Here is a 20,966-nt window from a genome sequence, read left to right as displayed (position 1 = left end):
TGACAAACATGTTAGAAGAATACGTTGTGAAGCAACAGGAACTACCGATTCATCTATTAAAAACAGAAAAGTATAAAACGACAAACATTGCGCTTCACTTAAAAACCGATTTAACAAAAGAAAAAGCAACGCATCGCGCTTTACTGAGCAATGTATTAAAAAGTGCCACAAAAAACTATCCAAGTCGGAAAGACATCCGTTTATATTTAGATGAATTATATGGGGCGACGTTAGCAACGAACGTACAAAAAATCGGTGATTGGCACATTTTATCTTTTTATTTGACGGTTGTAAACGACCAATTTATTGAGACTTCTCAGTTGTTTAAAAAAAGCATTGCTTTCTTACAAGAAGTTTTATTTGAACCATATCTTGACGAAGAGGGCTTTTTTTCTGAGAAAATCATAGAAGAGGAAAAACGGTTATTGAAACAACGAATCGATTCCATTTATGACGATAAAATCCGCTATGCCAATGAACGGTTAATTCAAGAAATGTGTAAAAACGATCCGTTTGCGATTCATCCTTACGGGGATAAAAATATGCTATTTGAAGTGACGAAACAGTCATTACAAGAAGAGTATCACCGGATGCTTCAAGAAGACGACATTCGATTGTATATCGTTGGGAACCATACGAAAGAAGAAGTACAAGATGCAGTTGCTTCTATTTCCATTTCACCGCGACCGAAACGAGAAAGAAAAATACCATCACAACGAAGACGAGAAGAAAAAGAAGTACGAGAAGTTGTAGAAATAGATCAGATCGGGCAAGCAAAGTTATCCATGGGCTTTTGTTTTCCAGTATATCATGCAGATCAAAACTTTTACGCTGCACAAGTGATGAATGGATTATTTGGCGGATTTCCTCATTCCAAATTGTTTATGAACGTGCGCGAAAAGGAAAGTTTGGCCTATTACGCGACTTCCCGCTACGAAAGCGCAAAAGGACTGTTGTTTGTGTACGCTGGCATCGATGCTTCCCAATACGATAAAACGACACGTATTATTAAGGAACAGTTAGAAGACATGGTACAAGGGAAGTTTACTGACCAAGAATTAGCGCAAACGAAAATGATGTTAAAAAATCAATTAATGGAAGCATATGATTCACCGCGCAGTATCATTTCCATGGCATACAAAGGAAACGTATTAGGAAAAGAACGGGACTTGAACACATGGATGAAAGGAATTGAAAGCGTCACGAAAGATGAGGTCGTTCACGTCGCGAAGTTGGTCACGCTAGATACGTGTTACGTACTACGAGGGGAGGATGCTTAATGGTGGAAAAATTTGAAGTGCGTTCCTTACAAGAGACTTATTATCAAACGACTTTAAAGAACGGACTACGGGTAGTGATTGTACCAAAACCGCATTACTACAAAACGTATGCGATGTTTACAACGGATTACGGTTCAATTGACCGTACCTTTCGTCCCCTTGGGAAAAAAGAAACCGTTACCGTTCCGGATGGGATTGCTCACTTTTTAGAACATAAAATGTTTGAAGAAGAGTGGGGCGATGTTTTTCATACTTTTGGAGAACAAGGGGCTTCTGCCAATGCATATACCAGCTTTACCAAAACCGCTTATTTGTTTTCAAGCACCCAAGAAATCAAAAAAAATATCGTGACACTTCTTGATTTTGTCCAACATCCATATTTTACGAAGGAAAGTGTCGAGAAAGAAAAAGGCATCATCGCCCAAGAAATACGCATGTATGATGATAATCCCGATTGGGAAGTGTTTTTTCATTTACTGCGCAATTTGTACAGTGATCATCCGGTAAAAATTGACATTGCTGGAACGACGGAATCGATCTACGAAATTACACGGGAAGATTTATACATGTGCTATGAAACATTTTATCATCCGTCCAACATGATGCTTGTGATCGTTGGAAATGTAGACGTGGATGAAATGATGGCACTTGTTCGGGAAAATCAGGAAAAGAAAAGTTTTCCAAAAGCGGAACCATTGGAGCGGATCATTCCGACCGAACAAAAAGAAGCCGTCAGAGCAAATACAACGAAAAGAATGAGCGTTAATACCCCGCAATGTTTGATTGGATGGAAAATTGCTCCGCCCAATGACACTGGAAAAGAGTTGCTCGCTTACGAACTAAAGATGGATATGTTACTGGAAGCAATATTTGGACCAGGTGCAGGTCATTACGAAAAGCTGTACGAAGAAGGACTGATTGATGATAGCTTTGCCTTTGAATTTACAATGGATCGTACCTTTTCTTTTATTTCTGTTGGAGGTGACACTCCGCAGCCGGTCAAACTGGAAGAACGAATAGGAGAGATTGTCCAACAGGTGAAAGAAAATGGGATACCGAAAAAAGATCTAGAACGAGTTCGAAAGAAAATGATTGGCTCCTTTTTAAAAAAGTTCAATTCCTTGGAGTTTATCGCAAATCAATACACAAGGTACGCCTTTTCAGGAATGAATATCTTTGATGTTGTCCCTATCTTGGAGAACATGGATGTAACCGATGTGTTAGAATTGCTTCATGATGTCTTTGATCCTTCAACGAAAAGTTCTTCTTATATCGTTCCAAAAAAATCGGAGGAGGAAAATGAGTAATTATGCGTTAATTACCGGGGCAAGCGGTGCGATTGGAAGAGCGATTGCTTTGGAACTTGCTTCGTTAGGGAAACCGCTTTTTCTTCATTTTCACCGTTCTAAAGATCAAGCGTTCGCTTTAAAAGAACAATGTGAATCTTACGGAGTGCCAGTGTCCATCATACAAGAAAACCTCTCAGAAGATGGAGGAGCGAAGCGGTTATTTCAGTCGCTCCATTCCCCGATAGACACTTTTATTTATAATTGTGGGATTGCTTATCACGGTTTATTTCAAGACATGTCCGAAGACGACATTTATACGCTCGCCCATTTGCACTTACTCAATGCCATATTACTGACGAAATATTTGTTGCCGTCAATGATTCGTAGACAACAAGGGAATATTATTATGTTATCGTCGATTTGGGGAGAGCGTGGCGCTGCATGCGAAACCGTGTATTCGGCCATGAAAGGTGGCTTAAATACATTTGTGAAGGCATTGGCCAAAGAAACGGCACGTTCCGGGGTGCGAGTCAATGCCATTGCTCCCGGTGCGGTCGAGACACCAATGATGGCTTCGTTTTCAGAGGAAGAAAGAAATGCTTTAATGGAAGAGATTCCTTCGGGACGTTTTGCCAATCCGGAAGAAATAGCGGATGCCGTACGGTTTTTGATCAGTCCGAAAGCAAGTTACATCAATGGCCATATTTTACAAATGAACGGTGCTTGGTAAAAAGAGGTTGCTTTATTCTGTACATAATTTTCCTCTTGTCTGGACATGCTACTCTTGAATCTACCTTCAAGGAGGGAAAGACATGTCTGTGTTAGACAATTGGAACGAATGGAAACAGTTTCTTGATGGCAAAATTGATCAAGCAAAAGAAGGCGGTCTCTCTGATCAAGTCATCTCTGACATTGCGTATCAAGTAGGAGAATATTTAGCAAGTGAAGTAGATCCAAAAAACGAACAAGAACGAGTCATGTCTGACTTGTGGAAAGCGGCGGATCCTGAAGAGCAAAAAGCAATCGCGAATGTCATGGTAAAATTAGTTCAAAATGAAAACAACCGGTAGTCATCAAAAGATAACTGTTCTTCATTCGGGAGAACAGTTATCTTTTTTCCAAATCTTTGTGACGGATAACTCTGTTCAAAAATGAAAAAATAGCGTAAAATGACATATATCTACAGAATCAGGGAAAAAGGAGCGAGAAGGATGGCTAAAATGAAAGAATGGTATTTAGAATACGAAATTCATAAAAATCGTCCAGGACTTCTCGGAGATATTTCCTCCCTGTTAGGAAACTTATCGATTAATATATCGGCAATTAATGGTGTGGAAAAAAACCGCCGTGTCATGTTAATTCGCAGCCGACATGATGATCATATTAAACGTTTTTCAGCCATTTTAGATACATTGGATAGCATATCGGTAAGAAAATTACGGGAACCGAGGTTGAGGGACCGATTGGCCGTCATGCACGGAAGTTACATTGAAAGAGATCGAAGCGCACAAAAGACTTTTCGTTTTGTGCGAGACGAATTAGGTATTCTCGTTGATTTTATGGCGGAACTTTTTAAAAAAGATCGCCATTATTTAGTCGGGATGAGAGGCATGCCCCGGGTCGGTAAGACCGAATCTCTCGTGGCAGCAAGTGTTTGTGCCAATAAACGGTGGTCGTTTATTTCCTCAACGTTACTTCGACAAACGATTCGTAATGAACTATCAGAAGATGAGTTACAAGAAGGTCATGTTTATATTATTGATGGAATTGTATCCATGATGAGAGCTTCGGAAAAACATCGTATGCTTGTGGATCAAATCATGCGCCTTCCCGCAGTGAAAGTCGTGGAACATCCGGATATTTTTGTACGGGAATCACACTATACACTGGAAGATTTTGATTGTATTATTGAATTGCGGAATGAGGAAGATGAAGTGATTTCTTACGATACAATTGATACGAATTTTTCTTCGTTCGATATTAGTTAGGTGGTAGGTGTTAATATTGTCAGAACTCGGACTTTACCTAAAAGAAAAGAGAGAAGAACAAGGTCTTACGTTGGAAGAGCTTCAAAAAGCAACAAAAATTCAAAAACGCTATTTGGTAGCGATTGAAGAAGGAAATTATGCTGTTTTACCAGGTGCGTTTTATGCGCGGGCGTTCGTTAAAAGCTATTCGGAAGCACTTGGCTTAGACCCAGATGAGGTCTTTCATACATACGGAAAAGAACTACCCCATCCGGTCCAGCAAACATCCGATCTTCCCTCTCGTTCGGAACGACTGAAGCCCAAAAGAAATCAAACAGCGAAGAAAAAATCCAATGTGTGGTCCTATTTGATTGGCATTGTCGTTATCATTGTGATCGCTTTACTTATTTACGTCGTCGTACAAGGAGTCACAGGCGGCGATTCGAGTGGGGTTGAACCGGAAGAAGCACCATCGATTGAAATGGATGCAAATGAAGAAGATATGAGCGAAGAAAATGAAGAAATGGATGAATCAACAGAGACGAATCCAAATGTTGACAATGAGGAAGAAGAACAGGATAAAATAACCGAAGAAGAGGAATCCGAACATTCCATCGAACTAGTGTCGACAGAAAATCGCCGCTCCACCTTCCACGTAGAAGAGATGGATGACATTGACATTGACATTGAATTAACGGGAGAATCCTACTTAGACGTTAAAAATGAACAAGGTGACATCATTCAAGACTTGTCTCAAGTAACGCCGGGGGATACCATTTCACTTGATGTAAACGGTGAAACGTACGTCCAATTAAATATTGGTAACTCACCTAATGTCATTGTACGAGTGAATGGAGAAGAGGTAGAGTATCCAATTGATACTCCTCATCAATATTTTATTTTTACGGAAGAAGAAAGGGAATAACGCATCGGTCGCGAAATAGAAACGAGGGACGAGAATGAATCTACCGAATAAAATCACATTGGCACGTATTTTTCTCATTCCACTTTTTATGATATTCATGTTCGTACCTTTCCCTTTGGACGACCTTTCAGTCGGAGGAGTGACAATCCCACTGGCTCATCTCATCGGCGCCATCATCTTTTTAATTGCCGCAGGGACGGATTGGTTAGATGGCTATTATGCGAGAAAATACCATTTAGTTACTAATTTTGGTAAATTTCTCGATCCCCTTGCAGATAAATTACTCGTTACTGCAGCCTTTTTATCTCTGGTCGAATGGAATGTCGTTCCTGCTTGGATGGTCATTATCATTCTTAGTCGGGAATTTGCCGTTACAGGTATTCGCCTAGTTGCAGCCGCTGACGGAGAAGTGATAGCAGCAAGTCCTCTTGGTAAATGGAAAACGATCTTTCAAATGTTGGCCATTATCGTTTTGCTCTTTTATAATATACCGTTTGCATTCATCGGATGGCCGATAGGGATGATTCTCCTATGGATTGCCGTCATATTAACGATTATTTCGGGAATAGATTATTTCATCAAGAACAAACATGTATTTACACATTCCATGTAAATGAAAGTGGTGAATATATGAACGCGGAAATTGTAGCAGTCGGTTCGGAATTGCTGTTAGGGCAAATTGCTGATACGAATAGTCAGTTTTTATCAGCGGAGCTTGCGGGAATCGGGATCAATGTGTATCGCCACACGGTAATTGGAGACAATAAAGGACGTTTAACGCAAGTGTTAAAGGAAGTTTCCGAACGGACAGACGTCGCCATTATTTCTGGGGGACTCGGCCCAACCGAGGACGATATTACGAAAGAAGTGGTATCGAACTTAACAGCGGCACCACTTCTATATCATGGGCCAACATTAAAAAACATAGAAACATTTTTTCAAAAAAGAGGACTGCACATGTCTCCAAACAATAAAAAACAAGCGCATTACGTCGAAGGAAGTGACGTGTTTTTTAACGACGTAGGGCTTGCTTGCGGGATGGCCATTTCTTATCGAGACACGTTGTTTATTTTACTCCCGGGACCACCTCGAGAATTAAAGGCGATGTTTGTGGAAAAAGTGAAACCGTACTTACTGCAAAAATTAGGAGGATCATCGATTGTTCACTCCCGTGTCTTGCGTTTTTTTGGAATCGGAGAATCTTTGTTAGAAGAAAAAATCTTGGATATTATCCGAACGCAATCGAATCCGACGGTTGCTCCCTTGGCGGTTGATGGGGAAGTGACCGTTCGCTTAACGGCAAAAGCGGCAACAAAAGAAGAAGCAATCCAGCTCATAGACGAATTGGAACAAAAGATTAAAGAAAAAGTTGGCCATTTCATGTACGGTGTGGACGAAGATACCCTTCCGCTTCAAACGGCACGGTATTTAAAAGAGAACAATTTAACGATAGCGGTGGCTGAAAGCTTGACCGGGGGATGGTTCTCAAAAATATTAGTCGATATGCCTGGTGCCTCTGCTTTTTTTGAAGGTAGTACGACGGTATACTCGAAAGAAGCGAAAGAAAACATCCTTTCTATCGATCGTCAGCTGTTAGATCAGTACGGAACGGTCAGTAAAGAATGTGCGGAAAGTATGGCCATCCAAGTCCGGCAGTTGTTCGGAACAGATATTGGGATCAGCTTCACCGGATCGGCTGGACCGGAAGCATTAGAAGGAAAAAAACCGGGGACAGTTTGGATTAGTATTGCTGGACCAAAAGGAACGCGTTCACACCATTTACAACTGTCTGGTGGAAGAGGACAAATACGACGTCTAGCCGTCTATTATGGCTGCTGGTTTTTACTTAAGGAAAAGGTGGTAACAAATGACGTACTTTGAACAATTTGATATTAAAAAGGAAATTAAAAAAGCAATTAGTGACATGGGTTTTGAAGAACCGTCTCCTGTCCAAGAAAAAGCGATTCCCGTCATTTTAGAAGGGAAAGACGTGATTGGCCAAGCGCAAACCGGTACCGGGAAGACAGCAGCATTTGGAATTCCCATCGTTCATCGGGTGACGGAAGAACCTTTTGTACAAGCGATTATTTTAACTCCGACAAGAGAATTGGCGATTCAAGTTTCAGGCGAGATACAAAAGCTTTCACGCCATTTAAATATTCGCACGCTTCCTGTGTACGGCGGGCAATCCATTTCGCAACAAGTGCGTGCGTTAAAACAAGGAGTCCAAATCGTCATTGGTACTCCCGGGCGCGTATTGGACCATTTACGTCGCAAAACCCTTCGACTGCAAGAAGTAAGAATGGCGGTTCTTGATGAAGCGGATGAAATGTTAGATATGGGGTTTGTCGACGATATTGAAGCGATTTTAAAAGAAATGAATCGAGAGCGACAAACGTTATTATTTTCAGCAACGATGCCACCGCTCATTCGAAGGCTGTCCACCAAATATATGAAAACCCCGGTGACGGTCACGATCAGTAAAAAAGAAGTGACAGCTCCATCCATTGATCAATGTTACTACAAAGTGTTAGAGCGAAATAAGCAAGAAGCACTTTGTCGCATATTAGATAGCCAAGACCCGGATTTAGGCATTATTTTTTGTCGTACGAAAAAAGGAGTGGCAGAACTTACAGAAGCCCTTCAAGCCCGTGGCTATCTCGTTGACGGTTTGCACGGTGATTTAACGCAGCCGCAACGAGATGCGGTTATGAGAAAATTCCGCGACCATTCCATTGACTTTTTAATCGCTACTGACGTTGCGGCACGAGGGATTGACGTGCAAAACATTAGCCATGTCATTAACTTTGATATTCCGCAAGACCCAGAAAGTTATGTCCACCGCATTGGTCGGACTGGTCGGGCTGGTCGTCGAGGTCAAGCGCTCACGTTAGTTACTCCACGCGAGATGAAACATCTTCGTTCCATTGAAGAAGAAATTCACATGCGCATTCCCGCACAACAAATCCCTTCTATCGAAGAAGTCGTAGAAAAACAACAAATTTCGTGGAAAAACTTAATCGTTGATCAAATCGATGAAGGCGACGATTTAACGTTATTTGAAAGTTTAACGAACGAATTACTCGAAGAATACGAACCGAAGCAGATTATTACTTCCTTAATGAAACTGAACTTTTCTGCTTCTATTGGTGAATATGATTCCGGTTATAATTTTGGAGAAACCGGAGGAGCAAAAGGAATGGTTCGTTTCTTTATTAATGTAGGAAAAAATGTCAACATGAGTCCGAAGATTCTCATCGATGAAATATCTGAAGCGGTCGGAATACCGGGCCAAGCAATTGGACGCATTGATATTTTTGATAAATTCACCTTTGTGGAAGTACCGGAAGAAGTGGCTCCATTTGTGTATGAAGCACTGCGATATTCAAAAATTAATGGGGCAAGAGTGAATTTAGAACCAGCCAAACCACGCCCAAAACGCTCCTTGTCTCGTTCGCGCCGAACCGATAAAAAACAATAATACTCCTAAAAAGAAAGAGCGGTCAAAGACTACTCTTTCTTTTTCATCAGGAAAAACAATCGAATAAATGTTCGTAAAATCTATTGGCAAAGTAAAAGAAAACAGGTATGATAAAAGAGGGAAAAGCTCATTGGACTGTTTCCTATGCGCGTCTTCATTTGTGGGGAATGAGCGCGCCAGTTTAATCATTAAAGGAGAGTAATAGTATGAGCGAACGAAAAGCTGCGTTAGATCAAGCACTCAGAAATATAGAAAAACAATTTGGTAAAGGGTCGATTATGAAACTTGGAGAACAGGCGGAAAAACGTGTTTCTACTGTTTCGAGTGGGGCGCTTGCCATCGACATTGCTCTTGGCGTAGGAGGGTATCCTCGCGGGAGAATTATAGAAATTTATGGTCCCGAGTCTTCTGGTAAAACGACCGTTGCTTTACATGCCATTGCCGAGGTGCAAAGAAAAGGTGGTCAAGCAGCATTTATTGATGCTGAGCACGCACTGGATCCGACTTATGCCGAAAAATTAGGGGTAAATATTGATGAATTATTGCTGTCACAACCTGATACAGGAGAACAAGCGCTAGAAATTGCTGAAGCATTGGTAAGAAGTGGTGCGGTCGACATTATTGTGATTGACTCAGTAGCAGCGCTTGTTCCTAAGGCAGAAATAGAAGGAGAAATGGGAGATAGTCATGTCGGACTTCAAGCGCGCTTAATGTCCCAGGCGTTACGAAAATTATCCGGCGCCATCAGCAAATCGAATTCCATTGCTGTCTTTATTAATCAAATTCGGGAAAAAGTTGGTGTGATGTTCGGTAATCCAGAAACAACAACGGGAGGTCGCGCATTAAAGTTTTATTCTTCGATTCGTTTGGAAGTAAGAAGAGCGGAAACGTTGAAACAAGGGAATGAAATGGTAGGGAATAAAACGAGAATTAAAGTTGTGAAAAATAAAGTAGCTCCACCATTTAAGCAAGCAGAAGTCGATATTATGTACGGAGAAGGCATTTCCAAAGAAGGTTCTATTTTAGATATTGCGGCGGAGTTGGATATCGTTCAAAAAAGCGGGGCATGGTATGCGTATGACGGGGAGCGACTCGGTCAAGGGAGAGAGAACGCGAAACAATATTTGAAAGAAAACCCGGAAGTGACGGAAGAGATTGAAATGAAAATTCGAGATCATTATGGCCTCGATCAAGACCAACCGTTAGTGGAAGACGAATCTTCCGAAAGCGAAAGCCTGTTATTTAAAGAAGAATAATCAAGATGAGCTGTCCCAAAAGTCATCAATCGTGACTTTTTGGGACAGTTTTTTTGAAAGGGAATTTCATCTCAAAAGGCGCGAACGATAGAAAATTTCCAAACTACTCATGACAGAATTGTAAACAATCCTAGCTAAAAATGTAAAATATGCCTAATGAACGACACTCGTTTTTGCTTGGAAATAGCGTCGAAAGCTTGTTCACAGTTAGTCTTGACATGGTTATGGCAGAAAGCTACAATGAGAAGAGGTCATGCGATTTTTTTGCATGATGAATGTTCACCGACTATGCTAAAAGGCTTTACTATTTTTTTGGAATATGCCTTCTTATCACGCACAACCGGTCGACACCACGTCAAAGAAACATTCAGATCTACAAGCTATTTCAATGAACCAAATGAAACAAAGCACCTTCTAGGTGGTACAACTAGCTAGCAAGAGGAGGTGAAAAGACTTGGATAACATCTTTCTCATCTCCATTTTGCTTGTTGTCGTTGCAGCTTTGAGTGGATTGATTGGTTATTTTGTTCGTAAATCAATAGCAGAAGCGAAGATAGCGAGTGCCGAACAAGCGGCCAAACAAATCGTAGAGGATGCAAAGCGTCAAGCGGAAGCGAGTAAAAAAGAAGCCGTGCTGGAAGCGAAAGATGCGGCACATCAACTTCGAACTGAAGCAGAAGATGATTTGCGAGAACGAAGAAATGAAATTCAAAAACAAGAAAACCGCTTAATGCAAAAAGAAGAGATTCTTGATCGTAAAAGTGAAATGTTGGACAAGAAAGAAGAAGCGTTGGACAAGAGAGAAGAATCTCTCAATGAACAACAACGGCAGATAGACGAAAATTATAGCAAAGTGGAGGAGATTTTAAAAGAACAAGAAACACAATTAGAGAGAATTTCAGGATTATCCCGTGAGGAAGCACGTGAAATGATCAGAAAAGAAACGGAAAAAGAACTACAACATGATCTTGCTGTCATGATTAAAGAAGAGACGGAACGGGCCAAAGAAGAAGCAGCGAAAAAGGCCCGACATATTTTGTCTCTTGCCATTCAACGTTGTGCAGCTGATCATGTTGCGGAAACAACCGTGTCTGTTGTCAATCTTCCCAATGACGAAATGAAAGGTCGTATTATTGGTAGAGAAGGACGAAACATTCGTACCCTTGAAACTCTCACAGGGATTGACCTCATCATTGACGATACTCCGGAAGCGGTAATTCTTTCAGGATTTGATCCAATTCGGCGCGAGATTGCTCGGACAGCCTTAAATAAGCTCGTTCAAGATGGTCGCATCCATCCTGCCCGCATTGAAGAAACAGTCGAAAAATCAAGACGGGAAGTGGATGAATTAATTCGTGAATACGGTGAAGAAGCAACCTTTGAAATGGGCATTCACGGGTTACATCCTGATTTAATTAAGATTCTCGGCCGATTGAAATTCCGCACGAGCTATGGTCAAAATGTGCTGAAACATTCGATGGAAGTCGGTCATTTAACGGCACTGATGGCTGCAGAACTCGGCGAAGATGAGCAGCTGGCAAGACGTGCCGGACTCCTTCACGATATCGGAAAAGCCATTGACCATGAAGTGGAAGGAAGCCACGTTGAAATTGGCGTGGAATTGGCAGAGAAGTATAAAGAACATCCCGTTGTCATTAATAGTATTGCCTCCCATCATGGCGATACGGAAGCGACATCTGTGATTGCGACATTAGTAGCAGCCGCTGATGCGTTATCGGCAGCAAGACCGGGAGCAAGACGAGAAACGTTAGAAACGTATATTCGTCGTCTTGAACGATTGGAAGAAATAGCGGAATCATTTGATGGAGTGGAAAAAACGTACGCCATCCAAGCAGGACGAGAAGTGCGGATCATTGTGAAACCTGATATGGTCGATGATGCCCTCGCTCAAAAACTGGCGCGAGATATTACGAAACAGATTGAACGGGAACTAGACTATCCAGGGCATATTCGCATTACCGTTATCCGAGAAACGCGGGCAGTAGAATATGCAAAATGAAAAAGCGGCGATAGCCGCTTTTTTTCATCATGTAGAAACGGAATGATTTGTCAACGGAAAAATATTTTGGTATAAAATTAGTAAGAGCAATAAAGGAGAATTGGCATGAAAATATTATTTGTAGGGGATGTTGTCGGATCTCCTGGTCGCGCGATGATTCGGGAATATCTTCCTAAATTAAAACGAAAATACCGACCAACCATTACAATTGTGAACGGAGAAAATGCTGCAGGAGGAAAAGGGATTACAGAAAAGATTTATAAAAGCTTCTTGGAAAGTGGGGCGCAAGCAATTACGTTAGGGAATCATACATGGGACAACAAAGAAATTTTTGAATTTATTGGAGAAGCAAATTGGATGGCTCGCCCGGCTAACTATCCGGAAGGTACTCCCGGAAGCGGATATATCATTGTCAAAGTCAATGATATTGAAGTAGGAGTGATTAATTTAATGGGACGAACATTTATGCCTCCAAACGATTCTCCTTTTCAAAAAGCAGAAGAATTAGTAGAAAAAATTAGAGAACGAACGCCCCATATTTTTGTCGATTTCCACGCAGAAGCAACGAGTGAGAAACAAGCGATGGGATGGTTTTTGGACGGTCGCGTTACCGCGGTGGTCGGGACCCATACCCACGTGCAAACCGCAGATGAACGCATTTTACCCGAGGGAACGGCTTACTTAACGGATGTTGGAATGACCGGTCCGATGGATAGTATTATTGGTATGAATAAAGATGTCGTTTTAAGCACTTTTTTAACAAATCTTCCAGCAAGGTTTGAAGTTGCGAAAGGAAGGGAACAATTAAATGGAGTCCTTATTGAAGCTGATCCAAAAACTGGCAAAGCTATCCACATAGAACGAATTCGCATTAGTGAAGAACATCCATTTTATTCTTAAAGAGCCAGACTTGGATAAAAAAGTAGAAAGTCGATCAGAAAGCAGGAATAAGGACAGATCATCTTGAATAATAGTGTATCACGGGCATGAACCCACACAAGGAGGTACTAAATATGGAAGTATTAAAAGTATCAGCTAAATCTACTCCCAATTCCGTCGCAGGCGCTTTGGCAGGAGTCATTCGTGAAAGAGGCGCTGCAGAAATCCAAGCTATAGGTGCAGGTGCCCTTAATCAGTCTATTAAAGCAATCGCCATTGCACGTGGTTTTGTTGCACCAAGTGGTATTGATCTCGTTTGTATTCCCGCTTTTACTGATATTCAAATTGATGGTGAAGAGAGAACAGCGATTAAATTAATTGTAGAACCGAGATAATAGGATACAGACAAGTCGCTACAAGTATGGAAGTCTTCTTTCGATACTTGTAGCGTATCCGCTTTTCATACACCGATGTAAAAATATGTAGGGAGGAAAATTGTTTGGCCAGAGGATTGGTCAAACTTTTTTGTCTTTTAAAGAGAGGTAGGATTCATGGCATGAAAGAGTTACAACGACAACTGTTGGAACTGGACAGAAAAGGATACAAGGCATATGAGAAAATAAAAGGTACATACTACTTTCACAACTTTACTTTTCACGTGGATCACGTCCAAAAAGACCCTTATGCTCCGCCTTCACGCGTTCGAATCGTTTATGATCGTCATACCCTTGACCTTGACGAAGAAGTGGACAAAACGAACGCCCGGCGTATCGGAACCATTGATTTTTTCGCATACCTAGTTGGAACTTATCTTCGAAAGACAGGCCAAAACAAACAATTTATCATTGATATGCCGGGCCAGGAAATTCTGGATCGCACCGCCGTTGTATTAAAGGAAAAGACGTTAGAAGTGCGTCTTTCTATCCCATTACCAGCGAAAGGACGAACGATTTTAGGAAAAAAAGCGATGGCGCTTCTCACAAAACAACTACCGACACTCGCTTTTGAAGCGATTGAATCGTATCGTAAAGAAGATTTAGAAAAGCAACTTCTGTTAGTAGATGAACAAGTTACCATTCGGTCTTATTTGGAAAAAAATGAATGCATTGCGTTTATTGCGAATGGTGCCATTTTACCGCGCGAAAGTGGGGTCAGTAATCGCCCGCTTTCTAAAGTGAAAGCCATCCCCTTTCAATCTCCTCCTTCTTTTGAGAGAGACATTCCTTTACCGAATGGAAAAACGATCCGGGGTATGGTGTTGCCAAAAGGGATTCATCTCATTGTTGGCGGGGGATATCACGGGAAAAGTACACTTCTCCAAGCGCTGGAGCGAGGGGTGTATAATCATCGGAGTGAAGACGGGAGAGAATATGTCATCACCACCGAAAAAGCAGTAAAAATCCGAGCAGAAGATGGTCGCAAAGTAACAAAAGTAGATATCTCCCCATTTATTAGTCAACTTCCGAATAAACAAGACACGACCAGTTTTACTACGGAAAATGCGAGTGGAAGTACGTCACAAGCGGCAAACATCATGGAAAGTATCGAGGCGGGAGCAAATTGTTTATTGATTGATGAAGACACGTCGGCAACCAATTTCATGATACGCGATGCGCGCATGGATGCGCTCGTGAAAAAAGAACCGATTACCCCTTTTATTGATCAAGTGGAAGCACTGTATCGCGATCACGGTATTTCGACCGTATTAGTCATCGGGGGTGCTGGAGATTATTTTGATGTTGCTGATCATGTCCTTTTAATGGACGAGTACATACCAAAAGATGTTACAAAAGAAGTAAAAGAAATCGTCGCGTCCTATCCGAACAAACGCACTTCTTGCTCGGAGACATCATTTAGAACCATCGGAAAGAGAAAGATAGACCCGGAAACATTTCGTTTCCATGGAAAACAAAAAATACGAACGAAAGGGAAAAACACGATTCTTTATGGAAAAGAAATGATTGACTTGTCATCTCTTGAACAATTAATGGACCCGAGTCAAACGAATGCAATCGCCCAAATGCTTCGTCTCATTGGTAAATGGAGCGAAGAACTTACCATGCAGGAAGTATTAAGAAAACTTACTTTATTCATAGAAAAAGAAGGGATCGATGCTCTTTCGCCTTTTGAAGGACATCCAGGAGACATGGCGATGCCTCGTATGCTTGAAGTGGCGCTTTCGATCAACCGATTCCGACGTCTAAAAATTCGTGACTAGTTGTGTTCCCTTGTGAGAGAAGGTATAATTTCTAGATGGACCATTTCAATATTGTTGAAACGACAATGAAATGTTTCTATATATAGAAGGAAACGAAAGGAGTTAACGGCACCATGACAGAGAAGAAAAACCTCTCGTCTCCGGACTTAAAATCCGAAAAGAACGAGAAAGATTACAGCAAGTACTTTGATTTTTCTAATGCAACAATTGAAGAAGATGAAAAAGGCCAATATATGAAGATTGGTGGCCGGCGCATTTTAATTAAAGATCAGCCAAGCTATCAAAAAGGAAGACGTCGCCGGCGTGAAGACGTGGAAGTTCATTACGATTTTTCGATTCCTGAACAAATGAAAGGAATAGGGAATGGAAAGAAATATTTAATTCGTACGTACGGTTGTCAAATGAACTACCACGATACGGAAAATATGGCCGGTATTTTAGAAGAATTAGGCTTTACCGCAACAGAAGAAACAGAAGATGCGGATGTGATCTTTTTAAACACTTGTGCGATCCGTGAAAATGCGGAAAACAAAGTATTTGGTGAAATTGGAAACTTAAAGACATTAAAAAGAGAAAAGCCGGAACTCATTTTAGGAGTATGCGGCTGCATGTCTCAAGAAGAGTCCGTTGTGAATCGCATTATGGAGAAACATCAACATATTGACCTTATATTTGGTACGCATAATATTCATCGCGTCCCTCATTTATTATATGAAGCGATTCAAGGAAAAGAAATGGTCATTGAAGTATGGTCCAAAGAAGGCGACATTGTCGAGAATATGCCACGGAAACGGGTCGGGAAAACGCAAGCTTGGGTGAATATTATGTACGGTTGTGACAAATTCTGTACGTATTGTATCGTCCCTTATACTCGCGGAAAAGAGCGGAGTCGTCTCCCGGAAGATATCATTGAAGAAGTGCGAGATCTCGCCCGGCAAGGGTACAAAGAAATCACCCTTCTCGGTCAAAATGTGAATGCGTACGGAAAAGATTTAGGTGGAGATTATCGTCTTGGTCATTTAATGGATGCCCTTCATCAAATCGATATTCCCCGCATTCGTTTTACGACGAGTCACCCGAAGGACTTTGATGACCATTTAATTGAAGTGCTCAGCCAAGGTGGAAATTTAGTGGAACACATTCATTTGCCGGTTCAGTCAGGAAATAACGATATTTTGAAAATTATGGGTCGCAAATATACGCGAGAAGAGTATGTGACTCTTGCCAACAAAATTAAAAAAGCGATTCCTCATGCTTCTTTTACGACGGATTTAATTGTTGGATTCCCGAACGAAACGGAAGAACAATTTCAAGATACGATATCGTTAGTGAAGGAAATGGATTATGACAGCGCCTTTACGTACATTTATTCACCCCGTGAAGGCACTCCGGCAGCACGGATGGAAGATAACGTTCCGATGGAAGTGAAGCGCGATCGCTTAAGACGATTAAATGAAGTCGTGAATGAAATTTCCGCCCGTCGCAACAAAGAATTAGAAGGACAAATTGTGGAAGTACTTGTGGAAGGAGAAAGTAAAAAAGACCCGAATGTTCTTTCCGGTCGGACGCGCACAAATAAACTGGTCAATTTTAAAGGTCCTCGGGAATGCATTGGAGAGATTGTGTACACAAAAATTACCGAAGCAAAAACTTGGACGTTAGACGGAGAATTGGTGGAAATAAAAGAGGTGAATCCGCTATGAATGAAGCGAAATATACAAAACAGGAAGTCCTGCAAAAAGCGAAAGAACTCGGCAAACTCATTTCGGGGACAGATGAAGTAGCATTTTTTAAACAAGCAGAACTGAAAATAAATAAAAACTTGCGCGTGCAAGAGCTGATCGCTCAAATTAAAAAGAAACAAAAAGAAGCGGTAAACTTACAACATTACGGGAAACATGAAGCACTGGAGCAAAAAGAAAAAGAAATCGATGCGCTTCATGATGAGTTAGATGAAATTCCCCTTGTGCAAGAGTTTAAACAGAGTCAAACTGAAGTCAATCATCTTTTGCAACTAGTTTCAACGACCATTTCCAATACTGTGACCGATGAAATTATTGAATCCACCGGAGGAGACAAACTTCGCGGAACGACGACAAAAAATCCGTTTCTCCAGCTGAAACAACAATAACACGAATTCCTTAGGAGAGATTCGCTCTCTTCTAAGGAATTTTTAATTAAAATTTCACGTACCGTAATGAATAGGTATATTTTAAAATATGTCACCATACATATGAATTAATAAATGGACAGTCGCTGAATAAATGAAAGAAAAAAGATACAACTTAGACGTTTATCCTGCATATAGTGGTTAAAGAGGAAAATCGACTCTGGCTAGAGAGTAAAGGAGGGGCAATTCATGACATCGGAAAATCGAGAGGTAAAGTACCGCGAAATTATTACAAAAGCAGTGTGCGGGAAAGGAAAAAAGAAGTGTAAAGATACGCATCGAATGAAACCACCTCAAAAGCCGTCAAGCATTTTAGGATGTTGGATCATTAATCATGAATATGATGCCGACCGAAAAGGAGATGCTGTGGAGATTATTGGCAGTTACGACATTAACGTTTGGTATTCTTATGATGATAATACGAAAACAGACGTCTTTACGAACAATGTCACATACACGGAAGTCATTCCCCTTGCAATGAGAGAAAAAGATTTTATTGGAGACGACATGGACGTGATTGCCCGAACGGTAAAACAACCGAATACATTGGAAGCGACAATTGGTGAGAACGGGAAAGACGTACAAGTAGATGTGGAAAAAGAATTTGCAGCGGAAGTAGTTGGAGAAACAAAAGTGACCATCCAAGTCCATCCTGATGAAGAAGATGATGATTATAAAGATATCAATTGGGAAGAGCAAGTGTCAGATGAAGAATTAAAAGAAATTGATACAGACTTTTTGGATGAAAAAGAAGAGTAAAAATAAAAAACCAGCTCGGGAGATCCAAGCTGGTTTTTTCATGCCTTGCAAGACGTTATCATCGTTTCCGTGATAAGGAAAATCTACTAATTATGTTATAATGACTGATACGAGATTAGGAACGTTGGGGGAATGAACGTGGCTGAAGAAACACCGATGATGAAACAGTATAAAAAAATTAAAGCTCAGTATGAAGATGCTTTTTTGTTTTACCGTCTTGGTGATTTCTATGAATTATTTTATGACGATGCCATAAAAGCGGCGAAAGAATTAGAAATTACGTTAACGAAAAGAGGAAATAAAAACGATCAAGATATTCCGATGTGTGGCGTTCCGTATCATTCTGCGGAACAATATATTGCAACGTTAATAGAAAAAGGATACAAAATAGCTATTTGTGAGCAAGTAGAAGATCCGAAAAAAGCAAAAGGAGTCGTGAAACGAGAAGTCATTCAATTAATTACACCGGGAACGGTGATGGACGGTCATGTGATTGATGAGAAAGAGAACAATTTTATCGCTGCTTTGTTTCCCTTTGAAGATGGAACAGCTACTTTTGTTAAAGCGGATTTAACGACGGGAGAAATGAAAGGAACGATGTTATCGGAGGATGCTTCCGAATGGGAGCGGGAGATTGTCCGGAAAGAAATAAAAGAACTCATTGTTCCTCCTTCATGGGAAAATTCTTTTGACGAGTATGCTGTTGTTATTTCTACCGAGTTAGCGACGGAGTTACAAGAAGAATTTATGCCATTGTGTGATCAACTTCATCATGAAAAATTAAAAAAAGGAGTAGCGTTACTTACCAATTATTTAAAACGTACACAAAAGCGGGTATTGGATCATTTGCAACCGCTAGAAGTCTATGATGTCAACGAATTGATGCAGCTGGATGTACATACAAGAAGAAATTTAGAATTAATGGAGACGCTGCGCGACAAAAAGAAAGAAGGATCTCTTCTTTGGGTTTTAGATGAAACCGTTACTGCGATGGGTGCTCGTTTGTTAAAATCATGGTTAGAAGCGCCGTTATTAGATCGAAAGACGATTGAAAAACGGCACGCTATTGTCGCATCTTTTGTGGAGCATTTTTTTGAACGGGAAGAACTACGGGAGAAACTTCAAGATGTCTACGATTTAGAACGACTTGCCGGAAAAACAGCGTACGGCAATATGAATGCGCGCGATCTCGTGCAACTTAGAACGTCACTTCAAACGTTACCGGCATTCATACAAATTCTTGAAAAAATTGATAACCCTCATCTTTTAGAGCTGATCGAGAAGTGTGGTGATTTTCACGAACTACAAACGTTGCTTGAAAAAAGCATCGTAGACGACCCGCCTGTTTCTATTACAGAAGGTGGGATGATTCGTAAAGGCTATCATGAACAATTGGATCGATATAAAGAAGCAAGTGCAAATGGAAAAGCGTGGATTTCGCAATTGGAACAAAAAGAACGGGAAGAAACAGGCATTAAATCATTAAAAGTAGGATACAACAAAGTATTTGGTTATTACATTGAAGTGACGAAGCCGAATATTCGTTATTTGGAAAAAGATCGTTATGAACGAAAACAGACACTGGCAAACGCAGAACGATTTATTACGCCGGAATTAAAAGAAAAAGAACGGTTAATTTTAGAAGCAGAAGAAGAAAGTACGAATTTAGAGTATGAGTTGTTTTTAGAAATCCGAGAAGAAGTAAAGAAATATTTACGCCCCCTCCAAGAAACAGCGCGTGTCATTAGTGAAATTGATGTTTTGCTTTCGTTTGCGACGATTAGTGAACGATACGACTACGTCCGGCCAACTTTTACCACCGACCGTTCTTTGGAAATTAAAAATGGGCGCCATCCAGTCGTAGAACGGATGATTGGCCAAGGGGAATATGTTGCAAACGATATGACATTAAATCATGAAAGAGAAATGCTATTAATTACAGGACCGAATATGTCCGGAAAGAGTACGTATATGCGTCAAACAGCGCTGCTAGTTATCATGGCACAAATCGGATCGTTTGTCCCAGCAACTTCGGCCAAACTCCCTATTTTTGATCAAATATTTACAAGAATAGGTGCTGCGGATGATTTAGCGTCCGGAGAAAGTACGTTTATGGTAGAAATGTTAGAAACGAAGCGAGCCTTAACGAAAGCAACACCGAATAGTTTGTTGTTGTTAGATGAAATTGGACGTGGCACTTCTACTTATGACGGAATGTCACTAGCACAAGCCATTATTGAATATATTCATGATTACACGAGAGCAAAAACCCTTTTTTCGACCCATTACCATGAACTAACTGCTTTAGAAGAAACGCTTGATACGTTGCACAATGTCCATGTGAAAGCAGTAGAAGAAGATGGGGAGATCGTTTTTTTACATAAAGTAGAAGAAGGTAAAGCAGACCGGAGTTACGGAATTTATGTGGCGAAATTAGCAGGTTTACCAGAAAGAGTGGTAGAGCGCGCAAACGAACTTCTATACCAATATGAAAGTAAAGAGATGGACACGGTTTTGGAACAAACGAGAAAAGAAACTGTCAAAGAGGATGCCGAACAGTTACCTTTATTTTCATGGGTGGAGGAAGAAAAAAGAGAAAGCGAAGAAGATGAGCGTGAAGACATTGTAAACGACATAAAAAAATTGGATGTATTACGATTATCCCCGATCGAAGCGCTAGAAAAATTGTATACGTACCAAAAAAAATTACAGTCATAAGGAG

The 20,966-nt window shown here is 40.8% G+C and carries 18 protein-coding genes; all 18 read left to right on the top strand.

The features are described from left to right. Positions 1-8 precede the first annotated feature (8 nt). The 18 genes from yfmF to mutS all read left to right on the top strand — a co-directional run bounded on the left by yfmF (position 9) and on the right by mutS (position 20,962). A complete protein-coding gene (gene yfmF, locus GJS40_RS11215; RefSeq protein WP_270897946.1) occupies positions 9-1,280 on the top strand; it encodes an EF-P 5-aminopentanol modification-associated protein YfmF in 1,272 nt (423 codons plus the stop codon). Then, complete coding sequence (yfmH, locus tag GJS40_RS11210; RefSeq protein WP_270897945.1) at positions 1,280-2,587, top strand: EF-P 5-aminopentanol modification-associated protein YfmH; 1,308 nt, start codon at positions 1,280-1,282, stop codon at positions 2,585-2,587. The genes yfmF and yfmH overlap by 1 nt, the downstream gene beginning before the upstream one ends. After that, complete coding sequence (ymfI, locus tag GJS40_RS11205) at positions 2,580-3,299, top strand: elongation factor P 5-aminopentanone reductase (RefSeq protein WP_270897944.1); 720 nt, start codon at positions 2,580-2,582, stop codon at positions 3,297-3,299. Before yfmH ends, ymfI begins: the two co-directional genes overlap by 8 nt. An 82-nt stretch (positions 3,300-3,381) precedes the next feature. After that, a complete protein-coding gene (locus tag GJS40_RS11200; RefSeq protein ID WP_270897943.1) occupies positions 3,382-3,639 on the top strand; it encodes a DUF3243 domain-containing protein in 258 nt (85 codons plus the stop codon). Positions 3,640-3,789: 150 nt separating this feature from the next. Further along, positions 3,790-4,557, top strand: coding sequence for a DUF3388 domain-containing protein (locus GJS40_RS11195; protein WP_270898064.1), 768 nt, complete (start codon positions 3,790-3,792; stop codon positions 4,555-4,557). Between the two features lie 16 nt (positions 4,558-4,573). Continuing rightward, complete coding sequence (locus GJS40_RS11190; RefSeq protein ID WP_270897942.1) at positions 4,574-5,461, top strand: helix-turn-helix domain-containing protein; 888 nt, start codon at positions 4,574-4,576, stop codon at positions 5,459-5,461. A 34-nt stretch (positions 5,462-5,495) separates the two neighbouring features. Beyond that, the gene (gene pgsA / locus GJS40_RS11185; RefSeq protein ID WP_270897941.1) at positions 5,496-6,074 is read left to right on the top strand and encodes a CDP-diacylglycerol--glycerol-3-phosphate 3-phosphatidyltransferase; all 579 of its coding nucleotides are present in this window, start codon (positions 5,496-5,498) and stop codon (positions 6,072-6,074) included. 17 nt (positions 6,075-6,091) lie between these two features. Continuing rightward, the gene (locus GJS40_RS11180; protein WP_270897940.1) at positions 6,092-7,342 is read left to right on the top strand and encodes a competence/damage-inducible protein A; all 1,251 of its coding nucleotides are present in this window, start codon (positions 6,092-6,094) and stop codon (positions 7,340-7,342) included. Further along, positions 7,329-8,942, top strand: coding sequence for a DEAD/DEAH box helicase (locus GJS40_RS11175; RefSeq protein WP_270897939.1), 1,614 nt, complete (start codon positions 7,329-7,331; stop codon positions 8,940-8,942). Before GJS40_RS11180 ends, GJS40_RS11175 begins: the two co-directional genes overlap by 14 nt. Positions 8,943-9,148: 206 nt before the next feature. Continuing rightward, the gene (recA, locus tag GJS40_RS11170) at positions 9,149-10,198 is read left to right on the top strand and encodes a recombinase RecA (RefSeq protein WP_270897938.1); all 1,050 of its coding nucleotides are present in this window, start codon (positions 9,149-9,151) and stop codon (positions 10,196-10,198) included. Positions 10,199-10,652: 454 nt separating this feature from the next. Continuing rightward, positions 10,653-12,218 carry a ribonuclease Y gene (gene rny, locus GJS40_RS11165; RefSeq protein ID WP_270897937.1) on the top strand — a complete coding sequence of 522 codons (1,566 nt, stop codon included), beginning with the start codon at positions 10,653-10,655 and terminating at the stop codon, positions 12,216-12,218. 105 nt (positions 12,219-12,323) lie between these two features. Beyond that, a complete protein-coding gene (locus GJS40_RS11160; RefSeq protein ID WP_270897936.1) occupies positions 12,324-13,118 on the top strand; it encodes a TIGR00282 family metallophosphoesterase in 795 nt (264 codons plus the stop codon). Positions 13,119-13,231: 113 nt separating this feature from the next. Further along, the gene (locus tag GJS40_RS11155) at positions 13,232-13,492 is read left to right on the top strand and encodes a stage V sporulation protein S (protein ID WP_270897935.1); all 261 of its coding nucleotides are present in this window, start codon (positions 13,232-13,234) and stop codon (positions 13,490-13,492) included. A gap of 161 nt (positions 13,493-13,653) precedes the next feature. Further along, positions 13,654-15,315, top strand: coding sequence for an ABC-ATPase domain-containing protein (locus GJS40_RS11150; RefSeq protein ID WP_270897934.1), 1,662 nt, complete (start codon positions 13,654-13,656; stop codon positions 15,313-15,315). Positions 15,316-15,428: 113 nt separating this feature from the next. Further along, entirely contained in the window at positions 15,429-17,018 is a 1,590-nt protein-coding gene (gene miaB / locus GJS40_RS11145; protein ID WP_270897933.1) for a tRNA (N6-isopentenyl adenosine(37)-C2)-methylthiotransferase MiaB, read from the top strand. Then, positions 17,015-17,446: a RicAFT regulatory complex protein RicA family protein gene (locus GJS40_RS11140; protein ID WP_270897932.1), complete on the top strand. Its 432-nt coding sequence runs from the start codon at positions 17,015-17,017 to the stop codon at positions 17,444-17,446. Before miaB ends, GJS40_RS11140 begins: the two co-directional genes overlap by 4 nt. A gap of 228 nt (positions 17,447-17,674) precedes the next feature. Beyond that, complete coding sequence (gene cotE / locus GJS40_RS11135) at positions 17,675-18,244, top strand: outer spore coat protein CotE (protein WP_270897931.1); 570 nt, start codon at positions 17,675-17,677, stop codon at positions 18,242-18,244. 138 nt (positions 18,245-18,382) lie between these two features. Further along, positions 18,383-20,962 carry a DNA mismatch repair protein MutS gene (mutS, locus tag GJS40_RS11130; RefSeq protein ID WP_270897930.1) on the top strand — a complete coding sequence of 860 codons (2,580 nt, stop codon included), beginning with the start codon at positions 18,383-18,385 and terminating at the stop codon, positions 20,960-20,962. The last annotated feature ends 4 nt before the right edge of the window (positions 20,963-20,966 follow it).

This window comes from Aliibacillus thermotolerans (genome assembly GCF_027853235.1).
Lineage (GTDB): Bacteria > Bacillota > Bacilli > Bacillales > Marinococcaceae > Aliibacillus > Aliibacillus thermotolerans.
This window is presented reverse-complemented; position numbering and strand designations above follow the sequence as displayed.